The sequence below is a fragment of the Blastococcus sp. SYSU D00922 genome, assembly GCF_054050495.1.
In genome coordinates this window covers 453068-477349 of sequence record NZ_JBJGZL010000001.1, presented here as the reverse complement: position 1 = coordinate 477349, position 24282 = coordinate 453068, and the positions used below count along the sequence as shown (strand labels likewise).

22 protein-coding genes are annotated in these 24282 nt (G+C 73.6%); 6 read left to right on the top strand and 16 right to left on the bottom strand.

Features of this window, described 5'->3' with window-relative positions; all coding sequences use genetic code 11:
• Positions 1-39 precede the first annotated feature (39 nt).
• Positions 40-993 carry a UDP-glucose 4-epimerase GalE gene (gene galE, locus ACI78T_RS02545; protein ID WP_456556498.1) on the top strand — a complete coding sequence of 318 codons (954 nt, stop codon included), beginning with the start codon at positions 40-42 and terminating at the stop codon, positions 991-993.
• Here the strand turns inward: galE and ACI78T_RS02540 are convergent.
• Complete coding sequence (locus ACI78T_RS02540; protein WP_456556497.1) at positions 990-2318, bottom strand: hemolysin family protein; 1329 nt, start codon at positions 2316-2318, stop codon at positions 990-992. The two genes, galE and ACI78T_RS02540, sit on opposite strands and share 4 nt — an antisense overlap.
• Positions 2319-2538: 220 nt before the next feature.
• On the opposite strand from ACI78T_RS02540, the gene ACI78T_RS02535 reads away from it, so the two are divergent.
• Positions 2539-3390 carry a CAP domain-containing protein gene (locus tag ACI78T_RS02535; protein ID WP_456556496.1) on the top strand — a complete coding sequence of 284 codons (852 nt, stop codon included), beginning with the start codon at positions 2539-2541 and terminating at the stop codon, positions 3388-3390.
• Between the two features lie 69 nt (positions 3391-3459).
• Here ACI78T_RS02535 and ACI78T_RS02530 read toward each other — a convergent pair whose 3' ends face one another.
• The 5 genes from ACI78T_RS02530 to ACI78T_RS02510 form a co-directional block, all read right to left on the bottom strand.
• Complete coding sequence (locus ACI78T_RS02530) at positions 3460-4356, bottom strand: DUF559 domain-containing protein (RefSeq protein WP_456556495.1); 897 nt, start codon at positions 4354-4356, stop codon at positions 3460-3462.
• Between the two features lie 213 nt (positions 4357-4569).
• Positions 4570-5784, bottom strand: coding sequence for an NADP-dependent isocitrate dehydrogenase (locus tag ACI78T_RS02525; protein ID WP_456556494.1), 1215 nt, complete (start codon positions 5782-5784; stop codon positions 4570-4572).
• A gap of 35 nt (positions 5785-5819) precedes the next feature.
• Positions 5820-6773, bottom strand: coding sequence for a malate dehydrogenase (gene mdh, locus ACI78T_RS02520; RefSeq protein ID WP_456556493.1), 954 nt, complete (start codon positions 6771-6773; stop codon positions 5820-5822).
• A gap of 55 nt (positions 6774-6828) precedes the next feature.
• Complete coding sequence (locus ACI78T_RS02515) at positions 6829-7128, bottom strand: DUF3017 domain-containing protein (RefSeq protein ID WP_456556492.1); 300 nt, start codon at positions 7126-7128, stop codon at positions 6829-6831.
• Positions 7129-7130: 2 nt separating this feature from the next.
• Positions 7131-8000, bottom strand: coding sequence for a bifunctional methylenetetrahydrofolate dehydrogenase/methenyltetrahydrofolate cyclohydrolase (locus tag ACI78T_RS02510; RefSeq protein ID WP_456556491.1), 870 nt, complete (start codon positions 7998-8000; stop codon positions 7131-7133).
• A gap of 93 nt (positions 8001-8093) precedes the next feature.
• Here ACI78T_RS02510 and ACI78T_RS02505 point away from each other — a divergent pair, with 93 nt between their 5' ends.
• On the top strand, positions 8094-8633 hold the full coding sequence (locus tag ACI78T_RS02505; protein ID WP_456556490.1) for a hypothetical protein: 540 nt from the start codon (positions 8094-8096) through the stop codon (positions 8631-8633).
• Here ACI78T_RS02505 and ACI78T_RS02500 read toward each other — a convergent pair.
• From ACI78T_RS02500 to sucC, 7 genes are all read right to left on the bottom strand, one after another.
• The gene (locus tag ACI78T_RS02500; protein ID WP_456556489.1) at positions 8630-9265 is read right to left on the bottom strand and encodes a pentapeptide repeat-containing protein; all 636 of its coding nucleotides are present in this window, start codon (positions 9263-9265) and stop codon (positions 8630-8632) included. The genes ACI78T_RS02505 and ACI78T_RS02500 overlap by 4 nt on opposite strands.
• Positions 9265-10815 carry a bifunctional phosphoribosylaminoimidazolecarboxamide formyltransferase/IMP cyclohydrolase gene (gene purH / locus ACI78T_RS02495; protein WP_456556488.1) on the bottom strand — a complete coding sequence of 517 codons (1551 nt, stop codon included), beginning with the start codon at positions 10813-10815 and terminating at the stop codon, positions 9265-9267. Before purH ends, ACI78T_RS02500 begins: the two co-directional genes overlap by 1 nt.
• Positions 10812-11423: a phosphoribosylglycinamide formyltransferase gene (gene purN / locus ACI78T_RS02490; protein ID WP_456556487.1), complete on the bottom strand. Its 612-nt coding sequence runs from the start codon at positions 11421-11423 to the stop codon at positions 10812-10814. Before purN ends, purH begins: the two co-directional genes overlap by 4 nt.
• A gap of 44 nt (positions 11424-11467) precedes the next feature.
• Positions 11468-12643: a cell division protein PerM gene (locus ACI78T_RS02485; protein WP_456556486.1), complete on the bottom strand. Its 1176-nt coding sequence runs from the start codon at positions 12641-12643 to the stop codon at positions 11468-11470.
• 84 nt (positions 12644-12727) lie between these two features.
• On the bottom strand, positions 12728-13828 hold the full coding sequence (locus ACI78T_RS02480; protein WP_456556485.1) for a hypothetical protein: 1101 nt from the start codon (positions 13826-13828) through the stop codon (positions 12728-12730).
• A 169-nt stretch (positions 13829-13997) separates the two neighbouring features.
• On the bottom strand, positions 13998-14876 hold the full coding sequence (sucD, locus tag ACI78T_RS02475) for a succinate--CoA ligase subunit alpha (protein ID WP_456556484.1): 879 nt from the start codon (positions 14874-14876) through the stop codon (positions 13998-14000).
• A gap of 29 nt (positions 14877-14905) precedes the next feature.
• Positions 14906-16066 (bottom strand): ADP-forming succinate--CoA ligase subunit beta, encoded by a 1161-nt coding sequence (gene sucC, locus ACI78T_RS02470; protein ID WP_456556483.1) that lies wholly within the window; start codon positions 16064-16066, stop codon positions 14906-14908.
• A gap of 157 nt (positions 16067-16223) precedes the next feature.
• On the opposite strand from sucC, the gene ACI78T_RS02465 reads away from it, so the two are divergent.
• A complete protein-coding gene (locus ACI78T_RS02465; RefSeq protein ID WP_456556482.1) occupies positions 16224-18098 on the top strand; it encodes a CocE/NonD family hydrolase in 1875 nt (624 codons plus the stop codon).
• On the opposite strand, the gene ACI78T_RS02460 is transcribed toward ACI78T_RS02465, so the two are convergent.
• Both ACI78T_RS02460 and ACI78T_RS02455 read right to left on the bottom strand, forming a co-directional pair.
• Positions 18095-18496 carry a cobalamin B12-binding domain-containing protein gene (locus ACI78T_RS02460; protein WP_116453278.1) on the bottom strand — a complete coding sequence of 134 codons (402 nt, stop codon included), beginning with the start codon at positions 18494-18496 and terminating at the stop codon, positions 18095-18097. The two genes, ACI78T_RS02465 and ACI78T_RS02460, sit on opposite strands and share 4 nt — an antisense overlap.
• A gap of 32 nt (positions 18497-18528) precedes the next feature.
• Positions 18529-19560 (bottom strand): hypothetical protein, encoded by a 1032-nt coding sequence (locus tag ACI78T_RS02455; protein WP_456556481.1) that lies wholly within the window; start codon positions 19558-19560, stop codon positions 18529-18531.
• Between the two features lie 254 nt (positions 19561-19814).
• Here ACI78T_RS02455 and ACI78T_RS02450 point away from each other — a divergent pair, with 254 nt between their 5' ends.
• Together ACI78T_RS02450 and ACI78T_RS02445 are read left to right on the top strand one after the other, a co-directional pair.
• Complete coding sequence (locus ACI78T_RS02450; protein ID WP_456556480.1) at positions 19815-20702, top strand: esterase/lipase family protein; 888 nt, start codon at positions 19815-19817, stop codon at positions 20700-20702.
• 195 nt (positions 20703-20897) lie between these two features.
• A complete protein-coding gene (locus ACI78T_RS02445; protein WP_456556479.1) occupies positions 20898-21707 on the top strand; it encodes a M23 family metallopeptidase in 810 nt (269 codons plus the stop codon).
• 210 nt (positions 21708-21917) lie between these two features.
• Here ACI78T_RS02445 and pcrA read toward each other — a convergent pair whose 3' ends face one another.
• Positions 21918-24212 (bottom strand): DNA helicase PcrA, encoded by a 2295-nt coding sequence (gene pcrA, locus ACI78T_RS02440; protein ID WP_456556478.1) that lies wholly within the window; start codon positions 24210-24212, stop codon positions 21918-21920.
• Positions 24213-24282: the final 70 nt, after the last annotated feature.

Sequence of the window (24282 nt, the reverse complement as noted above, 5' to 3'; positions counted from 1 at the left end):
GGACCACCTCTCCCCGGCGGGCCTCCTAGGGTGACCGCCATGCGCGTACTCGTCGCCGGTGGAGCCGGCTACATCGGCAGCGTAGTGACGGCCGCCCTGCTGGCCGACGGCCATGAGGTCACGGTCCTCGACGACCTGTCGACCGGACATGCCGACGCGGTCCCCTCGGGGGCCACGCTGGCCGCGGTCTCCCTGCACGACTCGGCGCCGGTCCTGGCCGACGTCCGCCCCGAGGCAGTGCTGCACTTCGCGGCCAAGTCGCTCGTCGGCGTCTCGCAGCAGCGCCCGCACGAGTACTGGGACACCAACGTGGGCGGCTCGCTGGCGCTGCTGGAGGCGATGCGCGCGGTCGACTGCCGCCGGATCGTGTTCTCGTCCACGGCCGCGACCTACGGCGAGCCCGAGTCCGTGCCGATCCGCGAGGACGCCCCGACGCGGCCGACCAACACCTACGGGGCCTCGAAGCTCGCCGTCGACCACATGCTGACCTCGTACGCCGTGGCGCACGGCTTCGCCGCGGTCAGCCTGCGCTACTTCAACGTGGCCGGCGCCGCCTACGGCCTGGGCGAGCGGCACGCCACGGAGACCCACCTCATCCCCATCGCGCTGGAGGTGGCGGCCGGGAAGCGCGAGGCGCTCACCGTCTACGGCGAGGACTACCCGACGCCCGACGGCACCTGCATCCGCGACTACGTGCACGTCGAGGACCTCGCCGACGCCCACCTGCTCGCGCTGCCCTCGCCGGCCGAGGGCGAGCACCGGATCTACAACCTGGGCAACGGCACCGGCTTCTCGGTGCAGCAGGTGGTCGACGCGGTCCGCGAGGTCACCGGCCACCCGGTGCCCGTCGTCGTCGGCGACCGGCGGGCGGGCGACCCGGCCCAGCTGGTCGCCTCCAGCGACCTCATCCGGTCCGAGCTCGGCTGGGCGCCGAAGCACACCGACCTGGCCGGCATCGTCCGCGACGCCTGGGACGTGGCGCAGACCCGCTAGGCGCCCGCCGACTCCTCCGTCGCCGCCTCGTCGTCGGCCGGGGCCGGCGGCGGACCGACCAGGATGCGGGCGATCCGCCGTCCGTCGAGCTCGACGACCGACAGGCTGCGGCCCTCGACCTCCACCGCGTCGCCCACCTCGGGCAGCCGGCCGAGCTCGGCGAGGACGTAGCCGGCGACGGTCTCGTACGGCCCGTCGGGCAGCTGCAGGCCGGTCGCCTCGGTGAAGTCGTCGAGGTTGAGCAGGCCGTCCACCTCCCGCGGGCCGCCGTCGGGCTGCCGGTCCTCGGGGGCGGCCTCCTCGTCGTACTCGTCGTAGATCTCCCCGATGACCTCCTCGATGAGGTCCTCGAGGGTGACGATGCCGTCGGTGCCGCCGTACTCGTCGACGACGATGGCCAGGTGCTGGTTCTCGCGCCGCATCTCGCTGAGGGCGGTGAGGACGCCGGCGGTGCCCGGGAGGCGCTTCACCTCGCGGACGAGGTCCCCGACGGTCGCTGCGCGGCCCGCGGGGTGGTTGGGCAGGAACAGGTCGCGTACGTGCACGAAGCCGACGACGTCGTCCTCGTCGCGGCCGGCCACCGGGAACCGGGACCAGTTGGAGTCCGCGACCTGCTTGGCCGCGCGGCTGGCCGTCATGCCGGCGTCCAGGAAGCCGACCTCGGTACGCGGCGTCATCACCTCGCGGACCTCGCGCTCGCCGGCGCGGAAGACCTCGTCGATGAGCCGGCGCTCGTCGCTGCTCAGGGACTCGTGCGCGGCCACCAGGTCGCGCAGCTCCTCCTGGCTGATCGCCTCGCCGCTCTGCTTCGGGTCGCCGCCGAGGAGCCGGACGAGGACGTTGGTCGACTTCGAGAGCAGCCAGATGATGGGCCGCGACAGCTTGGCCAGGGCGTTGAGCGGCGCCGCCACGAGCAGCGAGAAGCCCTCGGCCCGCTGGAGTGCCAGCCGCTTGGGCGTCAGCTCGCCGACGACCAGCGACAGGTAGCTGATGGCGATGGTGACGAGCACCAGGGCGAGGGTGCCGGAGACGCCCTCGGAGACCCCCCGGTCCTGCAGCCACCCGGCGAATGGCTCGGACAGCGTGCTCGCGCCGAACGCCGCGGAGAAGAACCCGGCGAAGGTGACGCCGACCTGGACGGCGGCCAGGAACTGGTTGGGGTCGCTGAGCAGCTTCTGCACCGACTGCCCGCGGCGGCCGGTCTCCGCCAGCGCCCGGACCTGCGACTCGCGCAGGGAGACCAGCGCGATCTCGGCGCCGGAGAAGGCCCCGCCGATCAGGACGAAGACGACGACCATGACGATGTTGAGCCAGACGTCGCTCACCGGCGGCGTACTCCTCGGGGGGTCGGGAAGGGGTGGGGCGCCCCCATGGTGCCTGCTCCGGGCCCACCCGGTCGCGGTCGGCACCGCCGGGCTCCCTCGGCGGGGTGCGGGAGCGCTTCGGACGTGACGAATCCCTCGGGCACTACCGGTGACGCGGTGCGCACCGTTAGTCTCGGTCGGGTAACGAAACGTGATCAAGCAACTCCGTGAGGTTCCAGACGTGCACCACTCCCCCGCCGGCCCCTCCTGGGTCTCGGCCATCCGCCGCGCCGTCAGCCACCGGGGCGGACGCCTCGCGCTGAGCGTCTGCCTGAGCACCGTGGTGACCGCGCTGGTGCTCGCGATGCCGGTGATGGCCACCCCGGACGCCGATTCCCCCGTCGTCCTGGGGCAGGACGGCGGCCGGCTGTCGTCGGAGACCTTCGCCGGGCTCACCTCCGCGGCGAGCTACTCCTCCGCGACGGGTGAGACCCGCGCCGTCCCGTCGGCGCGGTCCTCGGCGACCGACGAGGCGACCCCCGAGCCCTCCGCCACCGCCTCGGCCCCCGTGGGCACGGCACCGGTGGTGCCCGACCCGACGACGGCCGCGCCCGTCGTCCCGGAGCCCGCCCCGACCCCCGAGCCCGAGCCGGAGCCGGCGCCCGCCCCGAAGCCGGCGCCCGCGCCCGCGCCCGCCCCGGCGGCCGCTCCGGCGCCGTCGGACGGCACCACCGAGGGCGAGGTGCTCGCGCTGGTGAACGCCGAGCGGGCCGCCGCCGGGTGCGGCGCCCTCTCCGCCGACGCGGGGCTGGCGAACGTGGCCCGTGCGCACAGCGCGGACATGCGCGACCGCGGCTTCTTCGACCACGTGAACCTGGACGGCCTCGACCCGTTCGACCGGGCCGAGCGCGCAGGGCTGACGGCGCGGGCCGAGAACATCGCCTGGGGCCAGCGGTCCGCGGCCGAGGTCATGGACTCGTGGATGAACAGCCCCGGCCACCGCGCGAACATCCTCAACTGCGGCCTGACCCGGCTCGGCGTCGGCGTCGCCGAGGGCAGCGGCGGCCCCTGGTGGACCCAGCTCTTCGGCTGATCCGCTAACCGCTCCACGCCCTGGAGCCCCACTTCCCCGAAGTAGGGCTCCAGCGCCCTGGACAGGGCCCTACTTCAAGGAAGTAGGGCCCTTCAGCACCGCCACGATGCGGGCGACGAGCGCCTCGGGATCGTGCATGTCGGCGGCAGTCACGTACACGACGGTCCACCCGGCGGCGACGAGGCGGTTGTGGCGACGGCGGTCCCGCGAGAGCTGGCCCGGCTCTCCGTGCCACGCGCCGTCGTACTCGATGGCGATCCGCCGGTCGGGGTAGGCGAGGTCGACCCGGGCGATGAACTCACCTGAAGCATCCCGCACCGTGTGCTGAGGGACCGCTGGGACGCCGGCCAGTGCCAGCAGCACCCTCAGCCGTGACTCCGGCTGCGACTCCGCCCGACCGTCGGCGAGCGCGACCGCCTCCCGCATGCGCCGCAGGCCTCGGCTGCTCCCGTGTCCGGCTGCGGCGGCCTCCGCCAGCTCGCTCCTGCCGACGATGGCGCCGGCCAGGAGCACGTCCACCGCGACGACGGCCTCCGTGAGCGGCTCGCACCGGGCGATGTCGAGTGCCGTGCGCAGCGCTCGCGTGCACCGGTTGCGTCCGATCGTGGTCACGTCGTCGTCCGGCAGGTCAACCTGACGGACCCGGATCCCTGCCACCGGGCCGAAGCGCACACCGGCGGGCACGGAGACCTCGACCGGCGTCCGTGGCTCGACGAGCGCTGCGGCCCCGTGCAGGTAGGCGGCCGTCCTGCCGCTGAACACCGCCGGGCCCGGGATCAGCAACCGAGCGCCGGCGATCCGCAGACCGTGCGACTCGGGGAGATCCGCGTCCGCGTACACCCCCCGGTAGAGGCGCCGCCACGCCGAGCTGCGCAGGGCGTCTCGGGTGAGCAGTCCCGAGTCGAGGACGTCGCGGGAACGGAAGACGCGTCCGCGGAGAGCGGAGGGCCGACGAGGAGGGGGCACGGGCCGGAGCATCCCGGCACGAGCGGCCCGCCGATCCCGTCGTCCACAGGGCGCCCGCGCGGAGTCACGCCCTACTTCGGGGAAGTAGGGCCGTGATCGGGCCGCCAGAGGCCTACTTCCCCGGAGTAGGGCCCCTGAAGCGAGACCGGTCCCGGGACGCATTGCGGCCCCCTCACCCGGAGGTGAGGGGGCCGCGTCGCGTCAGCGCCTACCTCAGGCCATGGCCTTCTGGAGGTTGGTGTCGATGGCCGCCAGGAAGTCCTGGGTGTTCAGCCACGGCTGGTCCTTGGAGATCAGCAGCGCCAGGTCCTTGGTCATCTGGCCGCTCTCGACGGTCTCGATGCAGACCCGCTCCAGCGTCTCGGCGAACCGGGTGACCTCCGGCGTGCCGTCCAGCTTGCCGCGGTGGGCGAGGCCCCGGGTCCAGGCGAAGATGGACGCGATCGGGTTGGTCGACGTCTCCTTGCCCTGCTGGTGCTGCCGGTAGTGCCGGGTGACCGTCCCGTGCGCGGCCTCGGCCTCGACGGTGCGGCCGTCCGGCGACATGAGCACCGAGGTCATCAGGCCGAGCGAGCCGAAGCCCTGCGCCACGGTGTCGGACTGGACGTCGCCGTCGTAGTTCTTGCACGCCCAGACGTAGCCGCCCTCCCACTTGAGGGACGCCGCCACCATGTCGTCGATGAGCCGGTGCTCGTAGGTGATGCCGGCGGTCTCGAACTTGTCCTTGAACTCGGTCTCGAAGACCTCCTGGAACAGGTCCTTGAACCGGCCGTCGTAGGCCTTGAGGATCGTGTTCTTGGTCGACAGGTAGACCGGGTAGTTGCGCTGCAGGCCGTAGTTCATCGAGGCCCGGGCGAAGTCGCGGATCGAGTCGTCGAGGTTGTACATCGCCATCGCGACGCCGCCGCCGGGCGACTGGAAGACCTCGTGCTCGATCGGCGCGGAGCCGTCGGCCGGCTGGAAGCTGATGGTCAGCGTGCCCTCGCCGGGGAACTTGAAGTCGGTGGCGCGGTACTGGTCGCCGAAGGCGTGACGGCCGACGACGATCGGCTTGGTCCAGCCGGGGACGAGCCGCGGCACGTTCTGCATGATGATCGGCTCGCGGAAGATGACGCCGCCGAGGATGTTGCGGATCGTCCCGTTCGGGGAGCGCCACATCTTCTTGAGGCCGAACTCCTCGACGCGGGCCTCGTCCGGCGTGATGGTGGCGCACTTGACGCCGACGCCGTGCTTCTTGATCGCGTTCGCCGAGTCGATGGTGATCTGGTCGTCGGTCTCGTCGCGCTTCTCGATGCCGAGGTCGTAGTACTCGAGGTTGACGTCGAGGTACGGGAGGATCAGCTGGTCCTTGATGAACTGCCAGATGATCCGGGTCATCTCGTCGCCGTCGAGCTCGACGACGGTGCCCTCGACCTTGATCTTTGCCACTTGCACGTCCCTCTCTGCAGCTCTGAGCGATGCGCTCAGAGGTCGGCCACGTCGGCCTGCTTGGCGCGCACGGCCTCGGCCGCTTCACGCAGCCCGGCCAGCTCGCTGTCGGACAGGTCGCCCTCGACGACCTTCCGCACTCCTTCTCGCCCGATCTCGGCCTCGACGCCCAGGTAGACGCCGTTGATCCCGTACTCGCCGTCGACCCAGGCGCACACCGGCATCACGGCGCCGGAGTCCTCCATGACTGCGCGGGCCATGCGGGCCGCGGCGGCCGAGGGCGCGTAGTACGCCGACCCCGTCTTGAGCAGCGCCACGACCTCGGCGCCACCGTTGCGGGTCCGGTCGACGAGGTGGTCGATGCGGTCCTGCGCGAGCACGTCGGACAGCGGCTTGCCGTCGACGGTGCAGCGGGAGGGCACCGGGACCATGGTGTCGCCGTGCGACCCGAGCGTCAGGGTCCGCACCGAGGACACCGGGACGCCGAGCTCCTCGGCGACGTTGTTGCTGAAGCGCGCCGTGTCGAGCATGCCGGCCTGCCCCATGACCCGGTTCTTCGGGAACTGGGTGGCCAGCTGCGCGAGCGCCGTCATCTCGTCGAGCGGGTTCGAGACGACGATGACCACGGCGTCGGGCGAGGTCCGCGCGATGTTCTCGGCGACCTGGCGCACGATCTTCGCGTTGGTCTCGATGAGGTCCATCCGGCTCATGCCGGGCTTGCGCGGGAGGCCCGCGGTGATGACGACGACGTCGGAGCCCTCGGTGCCCTCGTAGGAGCCCCCGCCGACGCCGACGACCTTGGTCTCGAAGCCCTCGATGGGCCGCGACTGGTTCATGTCGAGCGCGATGCCCTCGGGCTTGCCCTCGACGATGTCGGTGAGGACGACGGTCTCGAAGATGTCGTACTCCGCGAGACGCAGTGCAGTGGTGGAGCCGTAGAAACCGGCACCGACGACGGTGACCTTGCCGTTCCTGGACTTCTCTGCCATGGCCAGGAACCTATCGCCGTGCGCGCTCCCCCGCGCGGGCGGGGCGCGAGGACGGCTACACCGACGGGATCATCAGCGCGATCACCGTGAGGGCCGTCCCGGCCCCCGCCATGAGGACGACGTCGACGGGCCGGCTGCGGACGGCGAGGAAGCCCACCCGCCGCACCGGCAGCAGCAGCCGGAGCAGGGCGGCGACCACCAGCGTCACACCGATGACGACCAGGCCCCGGCGCCAGTGGCCGAACGTCACGACCAGCAGCCCCACGCCCACCGTCACGAGAACCGCGAGCAGCGGCAGCTGGCGCAGCAGCCCGGCCAGGAAGGGCCGGCGGACGTAGAGCGGCGGACGCGTCATGCTCAGGCGGACAGGGCCTCGAGCGCCGCGGCCTGCTCGGCGGCGAGGACGACGTTCTGCAGCAGCATCGCCCGGGTCATCGGCCCGACCCCGCCCGGGTTCGGCGCCACGAAACCGGCCACGTCGAGGACGTCGAGGGCGACGTCGCCGGCGATCTTCCCGTCGACCCGGCTCACGCCCACGTCGAGGACGGCGGCCCCCGGCTTGACCATGTCCGCGCTGATCAGCCCCGGGACGCCGGCCGCGGCGACCACCACGTCGGCCGACCGGACGTGCGCGGCCACGTCGCGCGTGCCGGTGTGGCACAGGGTCACGGTGGCGTTCTCCGAGCGCCGGGTGAGCAGCAGCCCCAGCGGCCGGCCGACGGTGATCCCGCGGCCGACGACGACGACCTCCGCGCCGGCGATCGGGACGTCGTACCGGCGGAGCAGCTCGACGATGCCGACCGGCGTGCACGGGAGCGGCCCTGGCACGTTGAGGACCAGCCGGCCGAGGTTCACCGGGTGCAGGCCGTCGGCGTCCTTGCCCGGGTCCATCGCCTCGAGGACCCGGCTCTCCTCGATCCCGGCGGGCAGGGGCAGCTGCACGATGTACCCGGTGCACCGCGGGTCGGCGTTGAGCTCCTCGACGACGGCCAGGACGTCGGCCTCGGTGGCCGTCGCGGGCAGCTCGCGCTGGATGCTGGCGATGCCGACCTGCGCGCAGTCGGAGTGCTTCGCGTTCACGTACCAGCGGCTGCCCGGGTCGTCGCCGACGAGCAGCGTGCCCAGCCCGGGCCGGTGGCCGGCCGCGGCCAGGGCCGCCACCCGCTCGGTGAGCTCCGCGCGGATCGCCGCCGCCGTCGCCTTGCCGTCCAGGATCGTCGCGGGCACGTCGCACAGTCTGCCGGAAGCCCCCACGGACGACGGCGCGGTCCTACTCTCGGCCTGCCCGCCCGCTCCTGCCGCCCGCCGGAGGTACCGCCGATGACCGAGCGCGAGCCCGTGCAGCCCACCGGAGCCTCCGCCTACCCGCCGTCCGAGGGCGCCGGCAGCGGCACCACGACCCCGGACTACTCGGCCAGGCCGGTCGCGATCCGCGGGCCGGAGAGCCTCGGCGGCCTGCTGCTGATCCTCGCCGGCATCGCGGCGGCGGTCAGCCTCCTGCTGGACTGGCTCGACGACGTGGACGTGTCGGGCTGGAGCCTGGTCCGGGGCGGGTTCGACGACCTGGGGAACATCTTCGACACCGGGTTGTGGCAGCCGCTGGCGATCGTCCTGGGCGGCGGCGTCCTCTTCGTCCTCGGCATCCTCATGTGGCTGCCGATGCGCAGCCACCGCTTCCTCGGGCTGCTGGGCCTGCTGGTCACCGGCGCGGTGATCGCCGCCGTGCTCGTGCCGCTCCAGGACGCGGACTGGGACCTCGGCTTCTTCGGCCCCGGTTTCTGGTGCGGCATCGCGGTCGCCGTCCTGGGTCTGGTGGGCAGCATCAAGGCGCTGCTCACCCGCCCCAAGGTTGCGCGCTAGCTGCCGACGACGGCGCCGTGCGCGCGGGCGAACTGCACGGCCTGCGCCAGGTCGAGCCGGACGCCGGTGAGCTCGAACGCCCGCCAGTTCACCTCGTCCGTCGACGCGCCCGAGAGGTTCGCCCCGCGGAGCTTCGCGCCCTGCAGCCGCACCCGGTCCAGGTCGGCGTTGCGCAGGTCGGTGCCCCGCAGGTCGGCGTCGGTGAGGTCGGCGTCTCGGAAGCGCTGGTGCGAGAGGTCGAGCTCGGCGAGGTCGGCGCCGCGCAGCGAGACGTAGCTCCAGTCGCACTCGGTCGCCGTCATCGGCCGCAGGTGGGCGCCCGGGAACTGCGAGCCGGTCAGCTTGCAGCCGTCCCAGGTGACGTCGATGAGCCGCGCGCGGTCGAACCGGCAGGACAGGAACGCCGACCCCAGGTGCCGGGAGCCGCCCATGCGGACCCCGGTGAGGACGCACTGGTCGAAGACGCACCGCCGGGTGACCAGCTCCTCGAGCCCTGCGTCGTCGAACCGGCAGCGGGTGAAGGTGACGCCCTCCAGCTCGGCGCCCCACCAGTCGACGCGGGCGAAGTCCTCCCCCTCGACCTCGGCCCCGGCCTCCGGCGGCGAGACGTGCGGCCGGGACGAGTGGCGCATCAGTGGGCGAAGTGGCGGGTGCCGGTCAGGTACAGCGGCACCCCGGCGGCGGCCGCCGCGGCGACGACCTCCTCGTCGCGCACCGACCCACCCGGCTGGACGACGGCGCGGACACCGGCCTCCAGCAGCACCTGCAGCCCGTCGGCGAACGGGAAGAACGCGTCCGACGCGGCCACCGAGCCCACGACCCGCTCCCCCGCGCGGGACACCGCGAGCCGGGCGGCGTCCACCCGGTTGACCTGCCCCATGCCGACCCCGACCGTGGCGCGGTCGTGGGCGAGCAGGATCGCGTTGCTCTTGACCGCGCGCACCGAGCGCCAGGCGAACACGAGGTCGTCGAGGCCGGCGGCGTCGAGCGGCTCGCCGGTCGCCAGCGTCCAGGTCGTGGGGTCGTCGCCGGGGGCGTCGAGCCGGTCCTTCACCTGCAGCAGCAGGCCCCCGCCGATGGGCCGCATCTCGGCGCCGGCCTCGGGCAGGTGCGGCAGCCGCAGCAGCCGGATGTTCTTCTTGCCGGCCAGCACGCGCACCGCGTCGTCGGTGAACGACGGCGCGACCACCACCTCGGTGAACACCTCCGCGACCTGCTCGGCCATGGTCAGGTCGATCTCCCGGTTGGCGGCGATCACGCCGCCGAAGGCCGAGACCGGGTCGCAGGCGTGGGCCTTGCGGTGGGCCGAGGCGATGTCGGTGCCGACGGCGATCCCGCACGGGTTGGCGTGCTTGATGATCGCGACGCAGGGGTCGTCGTGATCGTGCGCGGCCCGCCAGGCGGCGTCGGTGTCGATGTAGTTGTTGTAGGACATCTGCTTGCCGTGCAACTGCTCGGCGTGCGCCAGCCCAGGCTGCCAGCCGCGGTAGAGCGCGGCGCCCTGGTGCGGGTTCTCCCCGTAGCGGAGGACGTCGGCCCGCTCCCAGCTCGCCCCGACCCACGCCGGGAAGCCGCTGTCGTCGTCCGGCGCGACGACGTTGCCCAGCCACGACGCGACGGCGATGTCGTACGAGGCCGTGTGCCGGAACGCGGCCGCCGCCAGCTTCTGCCGCTCGGCCAGCGTGAAGCCGCCGGCCCCGACAGCGGCCAGGACGTCGGCGTAGCGGGCGGGGTCGACCACGACGGCGACCGACGGGTGGTTCTTCGCCGCCGCCCGGACCATCGCGGGACCGCCGATGTCGATCTGCTCGACGCACTCGTCGCGGCTGGCCCCGGAGGCGACGGTCTCGGTGAACGGGTAGAGGTTCACGACCACGAGGTCGAAGGGCGCGATGCCCAGGTCCTCCAGCTGCGCCACGTGCTCGGGCTTGCGGCGGTCGGCCAGGATGCCCGCGTGCACCGCCGGGTGGAGCGTCTTCACCCGCCCGTCGAGGCACTCGGGGAAGCCGGTGACCTGCTCGACCGGCGTGACGGGGATGCCCGCCTCCGCGATCCGGCGGGCGGTCGCGCCGGTGCTGACCAGCTCCACCCCGGCGGCGGCCAGGCCGGCGGCCAGCTCCTCCACACCGGTCTTGTCGTAGACGCCCAGCAGGGCGCGGCGGATCGGGGTGCGGTCGCTCATCGGTCGCTCTTCCTCGTCAGCTCGGCGGTGACCAGCTGCGCCACCGTCTCCACCAGGAGCTCGCGCTCCACTTCCTTGATGCGTTCGTGCAGCCGGTCCTCGTCGTCGTCCGGCCGGACGGCCACCTCCCGCTGGGCGAGGACGGGACCGGTGTCGAGCCCCGCGTCGACGAGGTGGACGGTCGCGCCGGTCACCGTGGCGCCGGCGGCCAGCGCGTCGCGCACGGCGTGCGCGCCGGGGAAGGCCGGCAGCAGCGCGGGGTGGGTGTTGATCAGCCGGCCGCCGAAGGCGTCCAGCACCGCCGGGCCGACCAGCTTCATGAACCCGGCCGACACCACGAGATCCGGGGCGTGCGCGGCCAGCTCGTCGGCCAAGGCGCGGTCCCAGGCCGCGCGGTCGGGGTGGTCGCCCAGCGGGCGGACGAACGTCGGGATCCCGCGCCGGCGGGCGTGCTCCAGGCCCGCGGCCTCCCGGTCGGCGCCCACGACGACGACGGTCGCCGGGTAGGCGGGGTCGTCGGCCGCGGCGAGCAGCGCGGCGCAGAGGGAGCCGGTGCCGGACAGCAGGACGGCGACACGGGCCCGCTCGACGGGCTCGGTGGCGGGCACGGACGAAACCCTAGCCGCGGGCCCGGCGGCGACCGGCGGGGCCGTCAGCCGTGGGCCCGCCAGCGGGCGACGGCTGCCCCGACCGCCGCCGCGATGCCGCTCTGGGCGGCGATGGCGATGCCCGTGGCCACCGGCGGGGCGCCCACCTCGGCGAGGGCGCCGTCGCCCAGGGACCCCCCGGCGATCCAGGCCAGCAGCCCACCCGCGACCCCGAGCAGCACCCCGGTGAGGACGCCGTTGAGCCCGGCCACGACCGAGCCGCCCTGCTCGTCCCCGAGCCACCGGCCGACCGTCGTGCCGGCGACCAGCCCGGCCAGCGCGGGGATCGCCTGGGAGACGAACGCGATCAGGGGCACCGCCTGGGTGTCGGGCAGGGCGGCCAGCATCGGCAGGGCGGGGACGGCGTCGAGGGTCACCCCGTGCACCGAGACGAGGGTGCCCGAGCCGACGTGGAAACCGGGTCCGGCGGCGAGGCCCAGCACGGCCGCAGCCGCGTTGGGCAGGAGGAGCAGCGCCAGCCCGGCGAGCCCGACCGCGCCCGCGCCGGCGCCGCCCAGCGAGCCCGACAGCGCCGCGTACCCGCCGGCGTCGGCGACCAGGGCGACCGCCACCACCCCGGTGCACAGCGCGAGGGCCGTCAGCAGCCCGGCCACCACCCCGCGCAGCACCGCCCGGGTCGAGCCGCGGTCGAGCACCGCGTCGAGGGAGCCCGACTCGCGCGCGACGCCCCACCCCGTGGCGACCAGCGCCAGCAGCGCAGCGCCGATCACGGTCCGGAGCAGGCCGACCCGCGCGTGGGGGGCGTCGACGACCAGGCCGAGGACGACGGTGAGGAGGAGGTGGACGGCGACGACCGCGCCCACCGCTCGGGCCGCGTCGGCGCCGGACGACGGCGGCCGCAGGCGGGCGACGCCGCGGCCGGCCTGGGTGAGCCCCCACGCGAGCCCGAGCGTGAGCAGCAGCGGCGCGAGCACCAGCGGACCGGAGGCGAGGTCCAGTTCGCCGCCCTGGGCGAGCAGCAGCAGCCGGCCGGCCAGCACCACCGAGTCGCCGACGGACTGGCCGCCGACCGGGTCGAGCGTCTGGACGACGACCAGCGCGAGGGCCAGGCCCGCCAAGGCCGCCGCGCTGACGGCCATTGCCACGGCGCCGGCCAGCGCGACCACCGGTACGGCGCCCGCACGGCCGGTCCGGGGCAGACGGGCGAGCAGGGAGACCACGTCCCCACTCTCGCAAGAGGAGCGGCCCGACGCGGCCGCACGCGCCGGGACCTGACCCGATATCGGGCGGTCCCGGCGCGTCGATCAGGCGGGAGGCCGCTCGCCGGAACCGGGAGTACCCGAGCCCTCACCGGACGCGGTCGAACCCCCCGTGGACGGCGGTGCCGGAGGCGGTGTCGGCGCCGACTGGGTCGGCGCGGGCGCCGTCGGGGGCGGCGGCGGGGGCGACGAGTACGGCTGCGCCGGCTGCCCGTACTGCTGGCCCGGGTGCCCGTGACCCGGCTGCCCGAGCCCGTGCTGCCCGGGGCCCTGCTGCCCGTAGGCCTGCTGGGGGCCGCCCGGCCGCTGGCCGAAGTCCGGGGCGGGCTGGTTGGCCCACTGGGCCGCGCCGGCCAGCCCGCTCGGCAGCGTGGGGCGGTTACGGATCTCCGGGATCAGCGAGAGCCCGGCGATGACGAGGAGCGCGGTGGAGGTCAGGAAGCCGAGCAGGGGCCACACCGTGAAGCCGGTGTCCATGCTCTCCAGCCAGGCGAACAGGGTGAGCAGCCAGGCCAGCGCCGTCAGCGCGACGGTGACCCACGAGCGCGGGAAGCCGAGCTTCAGGTCGGTGAAGGCCGGGAGCAGCGCCCACGCCGTGGCGAGCACCAGCAGCACGAACGCCGACGTCACGTTGCTGAAGTCGAAGCCGCTCCGGGTGAAGCTGAAGAAGTCGTCCCCGAACGTCTCCCACGGGAACAGCGCCCAGACGAAGTAGAGGATCGTCCCGGCGGCGATGACGTAGTCGGCGATCCGGAGCCGCTTCAGGTCGAAGGAGAAGCCGCTGCCGGCGGGCCGCGCCGGGGGGTAACCCGGCGGTGGGCCCCACCCGGGCTGGCCGTAGCCCGGCTGGTAGCCCTGCGGCGGGCCGTAGCCGGGGGGCGGTCCGTACCCGGGGGGCGGGCCGTAGCCCGGGGGCTGCCCGTAACCGGGCGGGGGCTGCTGGCCGTAGCCCGGCGGGGGCTGGTGCCCGTAACCGGGCGGGGGCTGGTGCCCGGGCGGGGGCGGCGGCTGGTGGCCGGGACCCTGCGGGCTCCCGTAGCCCGGCGGGGGCTGCTGCCCGTACGCCGGCTGCCCCTGCGGCTGCTGCGGGTGCCCGGGCTCCGGCTGCTCGCCCGAGGGCGGCTGGGGAGGCTGGCTGGAGGTCATCTCGGGCTCTCCTCGCAGTGGGGGTGGGCGAGGCGCATCGTGGCCGTCCCGCGACGGCCGGGCAACGGCGCCTCGCGTGTCGTCGTCCGAACGTGATCTTCGCAGGGCCCCGGAGACGCCGCTGCCCGGTGTCCCCCGACTGGGGACACCGGGCAGCGGCGGGAGCGGGTCAGCCGCCGACGATCTCCCGCATGAGGCGGGCGGTCTCCGACGGGGTCTTGCCCACGCGCACACCGGCGGCCTCGAGGGCCTCCTTCTTGGCCTGCGCGGTGCCGGCCGAGCCGGAGACGATGGCGCCGGCGTGGCCCATCGTCTTGCCCTCGGGCGCGGTGAAGCCGGCGACGTAGCCGACGACCGGCTTGGTGACGTTGGCCTTGACGAAGTCGGCGGCGCGCTCCTCGGCGTCGCCACCGATCTCGCCGATCATCACGATGGCCTCGGTCTCCGGGTCGTCCTGGAACGCCTGCAGGCAGTCGATGTGCGTCGTGCCGATGACCGGGTCACCGCCGATGCCGACGGCGGTGGAGAAACCGATGTCCCGGAGCTCGTACATCATCTGGTAGGTCAGCGTGCCCGACTTCGACACCAGGCCGATCTTGCCCTGCTTGGTGATGTTGGCCGGGATGATGCCGGCGTTCGAGCGCCCGGGGCTGATCAGGCCGGGGCAGTTCGGGCCGATGATCCGGGTGGAGCTGCCCTGGGCGTGCGCCCAGAAGTAGGTCGAGTCGTGCACCGGGATGCCCTCGGTGATGACGACGGCGAGCCCGATCCCGGCGTCCACGGCCTCGATGACGGCGGCCTTGGCGAACGGCGGCGGGACGAAGATGACGCTGACGTCCGCGCCGGTCTCCTTCATCGCCTCCGCGACCCCGCCGAACACCGGGACGCTCGCGCCGTCGAAGTCGACGCTCGTCCCGGCCTTGCGGGGGTTCACGCCGCCGACGATCGCGGTGCCCGAGGCCAGCATGCGCTGGGTGTGCTTGCTGCCCTCGGAGCCGGTCATGCCCTGGACGATGACCTTGCTGTTCTCGTTGAGGAAGATCGACATCTCTCTGGATTCCTGTTCGGTCGCGTCGGTCAGGCGGCGAGCTCGGCGGCCCGGCGCGCGGCGCCGTCCATCGTGTCGACCACGGTCACCAGCGGGTGGTTGGCCTCGGCGAGGATCCGGCGGCCCTCGTCGACGTTGTTGCCGTCCAGGCGGACGACGAGCGGCTTGGTGGCCTCGTCGCCGAGGATGCCCAGCGCGCTGACGATGCCGTTGGCCACCGCGTCGCAGGCGGTGATGCCGCCGAAGACGTTGACGAACACGCTCTTCACGGCGGGGTCGGAGAGGATGATCTCCAGGCCGTCGGCCATGACCTCCGCGGAGGCGCCGCCACCGATGTCGAGGAAGTTGGCCGGCTTGACGCCGCCGAACTCCTCACCGGCGTAGGCCACGACGTCGAGGGTGCTCATGACCAGGCCGGCACCGTTGCCGATGATCCCGACCTCGCCCTCGAGCTTGACGTAGTTGAGGTCCTTCTCCTTGGCGCGCGCCTCGAGCGGGTCGGCCGCGGCCGTGTCCTCCAGCGCGGCGTGCCCCTCCTGGCGGAAGGAGGCGTTCTCGTCGAGGGTCACCTTCGCGTCGAGCGCGAGCACGGTGCCGTCGGGCGCCTTGGCGAGCGGGTTGACCTCGACCAGCGTGGCGTCCTCCTTGGAGAACACGTCCCACAGCTGGACGGCGATCGCGATGACCTGGTCGCGCACCTCGGCCGGGAAGTTCGCCGCGTCGACGATCTCGGCCGCCTTGGCCTCGTCCACGCCCTTCGACGCGTCGACGGGGATGCGGGCCAGGGCCTCGGGCCGCTCGACGGCGAGCTGCTCGATCTCCATGCCGCCCTCCTTCGAGGCCATCGCCAGGAAGGTGCGGTTGGACCGGTCGAGCAGGTAGGAGAAGTAGTACTCCTCGGCGATGTCGCTGGCCTGGGCCACCATCACCTTGTGGGTGATGTGGCCCTTGATGTCGAGGCCGAGGATGTCCTGGGCGCGCGCCTTGGCGTCCTCGGGGTTGTCGGCGAGCTTGACGCCACCGGCCTTGCCGCGGCCGCCGGTCTTCACCTGCGCCTTGACGACGACGGTCTGCCCGATCTCGCGGGCGATCGCCTCCGCCTGCTCGGGCGTCTCGGCGACACCGCCGGGGAGCACGGGGACACCGTGCGAGGCCAACAGGTCACGGGCCTGGTACTCGAAGAGATCCACGAACAGGCACCGTAGCCCGCCCGTAACCTGCCCGCGCCTCCGGGCGTTGTAGGGGTGCTGGCCGGGTGGGGCGCATCACAGGATGCGTCACCCCAACGGGCCGGAGGAACCGCCCGCACGTGCCCTGACCGACGCACCTCGACGACGAGGAGTCCCCGTGCGCCGAGCCACGACAGTCCTGGTCACCACCATGCTCACCGCGGCGGGCATGGCCGCGCTCGCGCCGCCGGCGTCCGCCGCCGAGATCACGCCGCGGGACCTGACCATCACCGTGACCGGTCTCGGGCCGGAGAACCGGACCTGCCGGATCGACGCCGACCTCTACGTCCCGGCCGGGGTCAGCGCGAGCCGCCCCGCCCCGGCGCTGCTGGCGACCAACGGCTTCGGCGGCACCAAGGACGACCAGGCCGACCTGGCCCAGGGCTTCGGCGAGCAGGGCTACGTGACGCTCTCCTACACGGGCCTCGGGTTCGTCGACGGCGACAACTGCCCCATCACCCTCGACGACCGGGAGCACGACGGGAACGCCGCCGGCCAGCTCGTCCGGTTCCTGGGCGGCGACCCGGCGATCACCGCCGTCGACGACGAGACGGGGCAGCCGGTGCGGATCGACCAGGTGGTCCGCGAGGACGCGAAGACCGGCGTGCGGTACGACCCCCAGGTCGGCATGACCGGCGGCTCCTACGGCGGCCAGATCCAGTTCGCGACGGCGGGCTTCGAGAAGGCCGCCGGCACCCCGCGGGTCGACGCGATCATCCCGCTGATCACCTGGAACGACCTCTCCTACTCCCTGGCGCCCGACAACAGCGGCCTGCCGCAGGGCACCGCCCGCAGCGGCTCGGTGAGCTCGGGCGGCACCGGTGTCTTCAAGTACCAGTGGGCGGCCCTCTTCACCACGGTCGGCGTCATCAACGGCGCGCAGGACCTCCGGGCGCTCGCCGACCCGGCGAGGTTCGCCGACTTCTTCCAGCAGGCCGCGCAGGCGGAGAACTGCGCCAACTTCGAGCCCGAGGTCTGCCGGGCGCTCACCGAGGTGGCGACGCTCGGCTACCCGAGCCAGGCGTCCATCGACTACCTGCGCTCGAACTCGGTGGCCAGCTACATGCGCGACGTGCGGGTGCCCACGCTCATCGGGCAGGGGCAGGCCGACACGCTGTTCAACCTGCAGGAGTCCGTGGCCACCTACACCGCTCTCCGGCGCCAGGGGACCCCGGTCTCCCTCGTCTGGCAGTCGTGGGGGCACAGCAGCTCCACCCCGAAGCCGGGCGAGCTGGACATGCGCCACCCCGCGCAGTCGCTGCAGGGCAGGGCGGCGCTGGCCTGGTTCGACCACTACGTCCGCGACCGCGGACCGAAGCCGCCCCAGGGTTTCGCCTACTACCGGGACTGGGTCTACGAGGCCACCGGCGACATCACCCGGTCCTACGCCGTCGCGCCGTCCTACCCGGTGGGCACCGAGCGGACCTTCCACCTGTCCGGCTCCAGCGCCGGCGGCAGGGACGGGGCCCTGGTCACCTCCGCCACGCAGGTCGTGCCGGGCCTGAGCGCCTACAGCGGGGTGGCGCCGATCGGGCCCAACTACACCGAGACGTCGGCCCTCGACCAGAGCGGGGACGTGACCGATCCCCCCGGGACCGCGATCCGCTTCGCGACCCAGCCGCTCACCCGGGCCATGGACGTCGTGGGCTCACCGCGGCTGACCGTGCGGCTCGACGCACCGACAGCGGCGGCGTCGCAGGCGGGCGGTCCCGCCGGGCAGCTGGTCGTCTTCGCGAAGGTCTACGACATCGGTCCGGACGGCGCCATCGAGCTGCCGCACCGGCTGATCTCCCCCGTCCGCGTCGCCGACGTCACCAAGCCGGTCACCATCGAGCTGCCGGGGATCGTGCACCGGTTCGAGCCCGGTCACCGGCTGGCCGTCGTCCTCGCCGGTGGCGACCTCGCCTACCGCGGTTCCACGCTCCCCCAGCCGGTCACGCTGACCACCGGGCCCGGGCTCGGCCAGCAGCTGACCGTCCCCGTGGTGGGCTAGGCGGCCGCGCCGACGTTGCGCTGGACCCAGTCGACGATCTCGGTGGTGGTGGCGCCGGGGGTGAAGATGCGCCCGACGCCCAGCCGCTCGAGCTCGGGGATGTCCTCGTCGGGGATGATCCCGCCGCCGAAGACGACGACGTCGTCGATCCCGCGCTCGTCCATCAGCTCCCGGAGCCGCGCGAACAGCGTCATGTGCGCCCCCGAGAGGACGGACAGGCCGACCGCGTCGGCGTCCTCCTGGACGACGGTCTCGACAATCTGCTCGGGCGTCTGGTGCAGGCCGGTGTAGACGACCTCCATGCCGGCGTCGCGCAACGCCCGCGCCACGATCTTCGCGCCGCGGTCGTGCCCGTCGAGGCCCGGCTTGGCGATGACCACCCGGATGCGTTCGTCCACGTCCCGCACCTTATGCAGACGTCCCGCGCGGGTCAGCCCCGGCGCAGCCGCCACGCGAGCACGGTGAGGACCGCGTAGCCCGCTCCGGTGACGAGCAGGCCCATCCCGGGCAGCGTCCACTGGAGCTCGTCGGACGCCGCGGCGTCCCGCAGCCCGGTCAGGGCCGCGGCCAGCACGGTGACCGCCACGGCGAGCAGGCCACCCACCACGGCGAGGCGGGGGCGGAGGGACGGCGCCACGACGGAGCAGAGCACGACGGCGCCGGCCAGCAGCAGGCCGCCCATGAGGGCCAGGCCCGGTCGCTCCAGCAGGGCCTGGGGGCCCTCCTGGGTCACCACCGTCTCCAGGCCGGTCGCCGGATCGACCACCAGCCGGTCGGGGACGTCGGCCGCCGGGAGGCTGAGGCAGAGCACCGTCGCGACACCGAGCAGGACGGCCGCCCCGGCGATCCCGGACCGGACGGCGTCCAGCGCTCCGCCGTCGTCCATCACGGTCCGGCCCCAGGTGGCGACGGCGACGACGCCGGCGACGACGGTGACGACGAGCCCGGCGACCCCGAGGATCCAGCCCGGGCCGGCGTCGACACCGCTGGTCAGCACGCGCTCGCCGGCCAGCACCTCGACGCCCGGGCGGGAGGTGGAGCTGCTCCCCCGGTAGACCTCGATGAGCAGTTGGCCGACCCCGAGGGCACCGGCGACCGCGGCGTAGGCGAGCCCGAACTTCGGCACCGCCCCGCGCAGGAGCGTGACCCCCACCGCCAGCCCGGCCACCGGCACGAGGAGCGCGACGAGAGCGCTGCCGACCCCGTCGACCGCCCGCAGCTCCGCCCCGCCGACGACGAGGTAGGTGGGGAAGGCCGCGGCGATGGAGAGCAGGGCGGCGAGGACCAGGAGAGCGCCGGTGACCCGCGCGCCGACGGGGACCGGGCCGACGACCACCGCGTCCGCGGGACGGCCGACCTCCGCGGCGCCCCGGCGGGAAGAGGGGGCGGGCCGGGCGGCGGTCCGGCGGGCGGTCGGTGTCGCCCGTCGGCTGGCCGACCCGGAGCGGACGTCGCGGGACACGGTTCCCCCTTCGGTCGCCGGTTCGTCGGGATCTCGACGCCGGTTCCAGTCTGCGGCCGCGATCGCCGGTCGGATGGTCACGGAAGGCCGCGATCCGGTCAGGAACCGGACTCGATCGGCCGATGAACGGGAGCGTTATGTGTGACGACGGCCACACAGACGCATTACCGTCCGGTGAACGGACAAGTAGCCGTGCACCTGCGGGGCCGAAACCCGAGCCGCTGCCGGTGAGCAGGAGCGGGGGGAGATCGGCCATGCGCCCAGGAGTCGTACCCGGCGCGGAGCCAGCGTCGCACACGGGTGGCGCGTCCCGGCCCGCCCCCTCCGGCGTGCGCGCGCTCTGCCGGCCCGCCACCCTGACCGGCGGCCTCGCCGAGCTGGCCTGGGTCGGTGCCCACGTCCTCATGTACCCGCTGGGGACGCGCACGCCGGCGCTGCGCCTGGACCCCCGGATCCGCACCGGAGAGCAGCCGGCCGCCGTGCGGGCGCTCTTCGCGCACGACCCCCTCGCCGCCCGCACACCGGTCCTGCTCGTGCACGGGCTGGTCGACAACCGCTCGGTCTTCTCGGTCATGCAGCGGAGCCTGCGGCGGCGGGGCTTCGCCCACGTCTGCACGTGGAACTACAGCCCGCTCCTGACCGACATCGCCCGTGGTGCCGCCGATCTCGGCGACCACGTCGAGCGGATCTGCGAGCAGACCGGGCACGACCGCGTGCACGTGGTCGGGCACAGCCTCGGCGGGCTCATCGCGCGTCACCTGGTCCAGCGGCAGGGCGGCGACCGCCGCATCGCCTCCCTGGTGACCCTCGGGACGCCGCACTCCGGTTCGATCCTGGCGCACGTGGTGCCGACCCCGCTCATCCGCCAGCTGCGGCCCGGCTCGCCGGTCCTGCGGGAGCTGGCCGAGCCGGCCCCGGCCTGCCGGACGCGGATCACCGCGATCTACAGCGACCTGGACCAGATGGTGCTGCCCACCAGCTCCGGTCGGTGCGACCACCCGGACCTCGGCGCCCGCAACGTGCTCGTCCGCGGCGTCGGGCACATGAGCCTGCCGCGGCACCGGCACGTGGTCGACGAGGTGGCCGCGACGCTGGCCGGGCTGCGGGACGCGCCGCAGCGCCCGCGCCGCGCCGTCGCCTGAGAGCCGTCACACGGCGCACACATCGCGACACGTGCCGTGCGGTGCTTTGTCGGGCCCTGACGCATCGTTACGGTTCGATCACGGCGCCGGTGACCACCGGCGGACGCCGGAGACCCGTCGTCCTCAGCCGCCGTCGCTCCCCCGACGGGCCGTCGACCGGCTCGGTGGTGGAGCGCTCGTCCGGGAAGGTGCGCCTTGGCTCGCAGCAGTGCACCGCAGGTCCTCGAGCGGCCCGGCACCGAGCGCGAGCGCACGGCGACGCCCGCCCCCGCCACCGCCGCCACGGCGGTCACCACGGCCACGCCGGCGACCGAGGTCCCGGAGACCGAACCGGCCCCGGCCCGGTCCCGCCGCCGGCTGCCGCAGCCGCCCGGCCGACGGGCGCACCTCTGGCTGGCCGCGCTGATCGCCGGCGCGCTGGTCGCCGCCGTCCCGGGCCTGACCGGCACGGGCGACGACCTCACCGGCACCGCGTCCGACTACGGCCTCGGCGTCGCCGCCGACCTCGCCCTCAGCGGCGGCATCGACGACAGCGGGGTGCGCCGCAGCATCACCGAGGCCGAGGCGCAGGCCCGCCTCGGCGAGCTGGCCGCCTCGCGCGCCGCCCGCGCCCCCAAGACCGTGCTGCCCACGCAGGGCCGGCTCACCACCTGCTACTGCATGCGCTGGGGCCAGATGCACTACGGCCTCGACCTGGCCGCCCCCCTCGGCACGCCGATCTACGCGGCCGCCGACGGCGTGGTGCTCAAGGCCGGCCGGGCGTCGGGCTTCGGCAACGCCGTCTACATCCAGGACGCCGACGGAAACGTCCACATCTACGGGCACATGCGCTACTACAGCGTGGCCGCGGGCGACATCGTGCACGCCGGCGACCAGATCGCGAAGGTCGGCAACGAGGGCTACTCGACCGGCCCGCACCTGCACTACGAGATCCACCGCGGCGGCATGGACGGCCGCCCGACCGACCCGCAGGACTGGCTCGCCGAGCGCGGGGTGAACATCTGATCTGTCGGCCTCCGGCCGACACCGCGGCCAGGTGACGTCCCCCTGCTGCGCTGAGCCCAGCCTGCTCGCTCGTCGGGGACCCTCCGGGCCCCACTCCTCGTGGCACCTCGCGGGGCGGCTTCCGTCGTGATCCGCGATGCCCGACGCAGCCGGACCGTGCCGCGGCCTGCCTGACCTTCGTCGGGGACCCTCCGGGTCCCGCTCCTCAGGTCAGAGCTTGACGAGGGGGGCGTAGCGCAGGACGAGGCGCTTGGTGCCGCCGGAGCCGAAGTCGACGGTCGCCTGGGCCTTGTCGCCGACGCCGGTGACCTCGACGACCGTGCCGAGGCCGAACGCGTCGTGGCTCACCCGGTCGCCCACGTCCACCGAGATGATCGGCCGGTTGCCCGCCCCGCCGCGCAGCCCACCGGTGGACAGCCCGGTGGCGGCCACGCGCGACTGCGCCGACGAGTACCCCGTCGACGCCGGGGCCGGCTCCAGCCGCGCCCAATGCACCGTGTCGGCCGGCAGCTCGTCGAGGAAGCGCGAGGGCGGGTTGTACGAGGGCTGCCCCCAGCTGGTGCGCACCTGCGCGCGGGACAGGAACAGCCGCTGCTGGGCGCGGGTGATGCCCACGTAGGCCAGCCGGCGCTCCTCCTCCAGCTCGCGCGGGTCGCCGAGCGCCCGCAGGTGCGGGAAGACGCCGTCCTCGAGCCCGGTCAGGAAGACGACCGGGAACTCCAGCCCCTTGGCGGTGTGCAGCGTCATCATCGTGACCACGCCGGCGTCGTCACCGGTGACCGGGATCTGGTCGGCGTCGGCCACCAGCGAGACCTGCTCGAGGAAGTCGGTGACCGTGCCGTCGGGGGTGGCCGCCTCGAACTCCGCGGCGACCGAGATGAGCTCGTTGAGGTTGTCGACGCGCCCCTCGTCCTGCGGGTCGGTGCTGGCCTGCAGCTCCGCCAGGTAGCCGGTGCGGTCGAGGATGCTCTCCAGCAGCGCGGCGGGGCCTGAGCCCGTCTCGACGAGCTGCTCGAACTCCTCCAGCAGCGCGACGAACTCCTGGATCGCCTTGAGCGACCGGGTGGCCAGGTCGCCGATCTCCGAGCAGCGCCGCAGCGCGGAGGCGAAGGCGATCCGCTCCCGGTCGGCGAAGTTCTCGATGCAGGCCTCGGCCCGGTCGCCGATGCCGCGCTTCGGGGTGTTGATCACCCGGCGCAGGCTGACCACGTCGGCCGGGTTGGCGACCACCTTCAGGTAGGCCAGCGCGTCGCGGACCTCCTTGCGCTCGTAGAAGCGCACGCCGCCGACGACCTTGTAGGGCATGCCGACCCGGATGAAGACCTCTTCGAACACACGTGAGGCGTTGTTGGTCCGGTAGAAGACCGCGATGTCCTTCGGCTGGGCCTTGCCCTCGTCGACGAGCGCGTCGATCTGCTCCGCGACCCAGGCCGCCTCGTCGTGCTCGTTGTCGGCGACGTAGCCCTCGATCAGCTCGCCGTCGCCGGAGTCGGTCCACAGGTTCTTGGGACGGCGGCCGGTGTTCTTGGAGATGACCTGGTTGGCCGCCTTGAGGATGCGCTGGGTCGAGCGGTAGTTCTGCTCGAGCAGGATCGTCGTCGCCTGCGGGTAGTCGCGCTCGAACTCGTCGATGTTGCGGATCGTCGCGCCGCGGAAGGCGTAGATCGACTGGTCGGCGTCACCCACCACGCACAGCTCGGCCGGCGGCACCGGACCGCCCTCGGGGCCGACCAGCTCGCGCACGAGGACGTACTGGGCGTGGTTGGTGTCCTGGTACTCGTCGACCAGCACGTGCCGGAACCGGCGGCGGTAGTGCTCCGCGACGTCGGGGAACGCCTGCAGCAGGTGCACCGTGTTCATGATCAGGTCGTCGAAGTCCATGGCGTGCGCCTGGCGCAGCCGCTGCTGGTAGAGCCGGTACGCCTCGGCCAGCACCTTCTCCGGCGCCGTCTGCGGGACGTAGCTCTCCTCGTCGATCAGCTCGTTCTTCAGGTTGGACACCTGCGCGGCGAGGCTGCGGCCGGGGTAGCGCTTGGCGTCCAGGTCGAGGTCGCGCGCGACCATCGTCATGAGCCGCACCGAGTCGCCCTGGTCGTAGATCGTGAACGACGACTTCAGGCCGAGCTTGGCCGCCTCGGCCCGCAGGATGCGCACGCACATCGAGTGGAACGTGGAGACCCACATCGCGCGGGCGCGGGGGCCGACCAGGTGGGCCACCCGCTCCTTCATCTCGCCGGCGGCCTTGTTCGTGAACGTGATCGCCAGGATCTCGCCGGGCTGGGTGTGCCGTGCACCGAGCAGGTAGGCGATCCGGTGCGCCAGCACCCGGGTCTTGCCCGACCCCGCGCCGGCGACGATGAGCAGCGGACCGCCCTCGTGCACGACGGCCTGGCGCTGCGGACCGTTGAGCCCGGCGAGCATCCGCTCGAGCTCCCGCCCGACGGACCCCTTCGCCGTGCGCTGGAGTGCGGCTGTGCCGGGGAGGGCTTCCTGGACGCTGCTCATGACCACATCACTGTAAGCCGGTCGGGGGACACTCCCCCGCCGCCGTCCACCTCCGTCCCACCCGTCCCAG

What these genes read in the sequence shown, in the direction of transcription:
- pcrA (WP_456556478.1), bottom strand. Translation starts at nt 24,212, where the DNA reads ATGAGCAGCGTCCAGGAAGCCCTCCCCGGCACAGCCGCACTCCAGCGC.
- ACI78T_RS02480 (WP_456556485.1), bottom strand. Translation starts at nt 13,828, where the DNA reads ATGACCTCCAGCCAGCCTCCCCAGCCGCCCTCGGGCGAGCAGCCGGAG.
- purH (WP_456556488.1), bottom strand. Translation starts at nt 10,815, where the DNA reads ATGAGCGACCGCACCCCGATCCGCCGCGCCCTGCTGGGCGTCTACGAC.
- sucD (WP_456556484.1), bottom strand. Translation starts at nt 14,876, where the DNA reads ATGTCGATCTTCCTCAACGAGAACAGCAAGGTCATCGTCCAGGGCATG.
- ACI78T_RS02515 (WP_456556492.1), bottom strand. Translation starts at nt 7,128, where the DNA reads ATGACGCGTCCGCCGCTCTACGTCCGCCGGCCCTTCCTGGCCGGGCTG.
- galE (WP_456556498.1), top strand. Translation starts at nt 40, where the DNA reads ATGCGCGTACTCGTCGCCGGTGGAGCCGGCTACATCGGCAGCGTAGTG.
- ACI78T_RS02505 (WP_456556490.1), top strand. Translation starts at nt 8,094, where the DNA reads ATGACCGAGCGCGAGCCCGTGCAGCCCACCGGAGCCTCCGCCTACCCG.
- ACI78T_RS02500 (WP_456556489.1), bottom strand. Translation starts at nt 9,265, where the DNA reads ATGCGCCACTCGTCCCGGCCGCACGTCTCGCCGCCGGAGGCCGGGGCC.
- ACI78T_RS02450 (WP_456556480.1), top strand. Translation starts at nt 19,815, where the DNA reads ATGCGCCCAGGAGTCGTACCCGGCGCGGAGCCAGCGTCGCACACGGGT.
- mdh (WP_456556493.1), bottom strand. Translation starts at nt 6,773, where the DNA reads ATGGCAGAGAAGTCCAGGAACGGCAAGGTCACCGTCGTCGGTGCCGGT.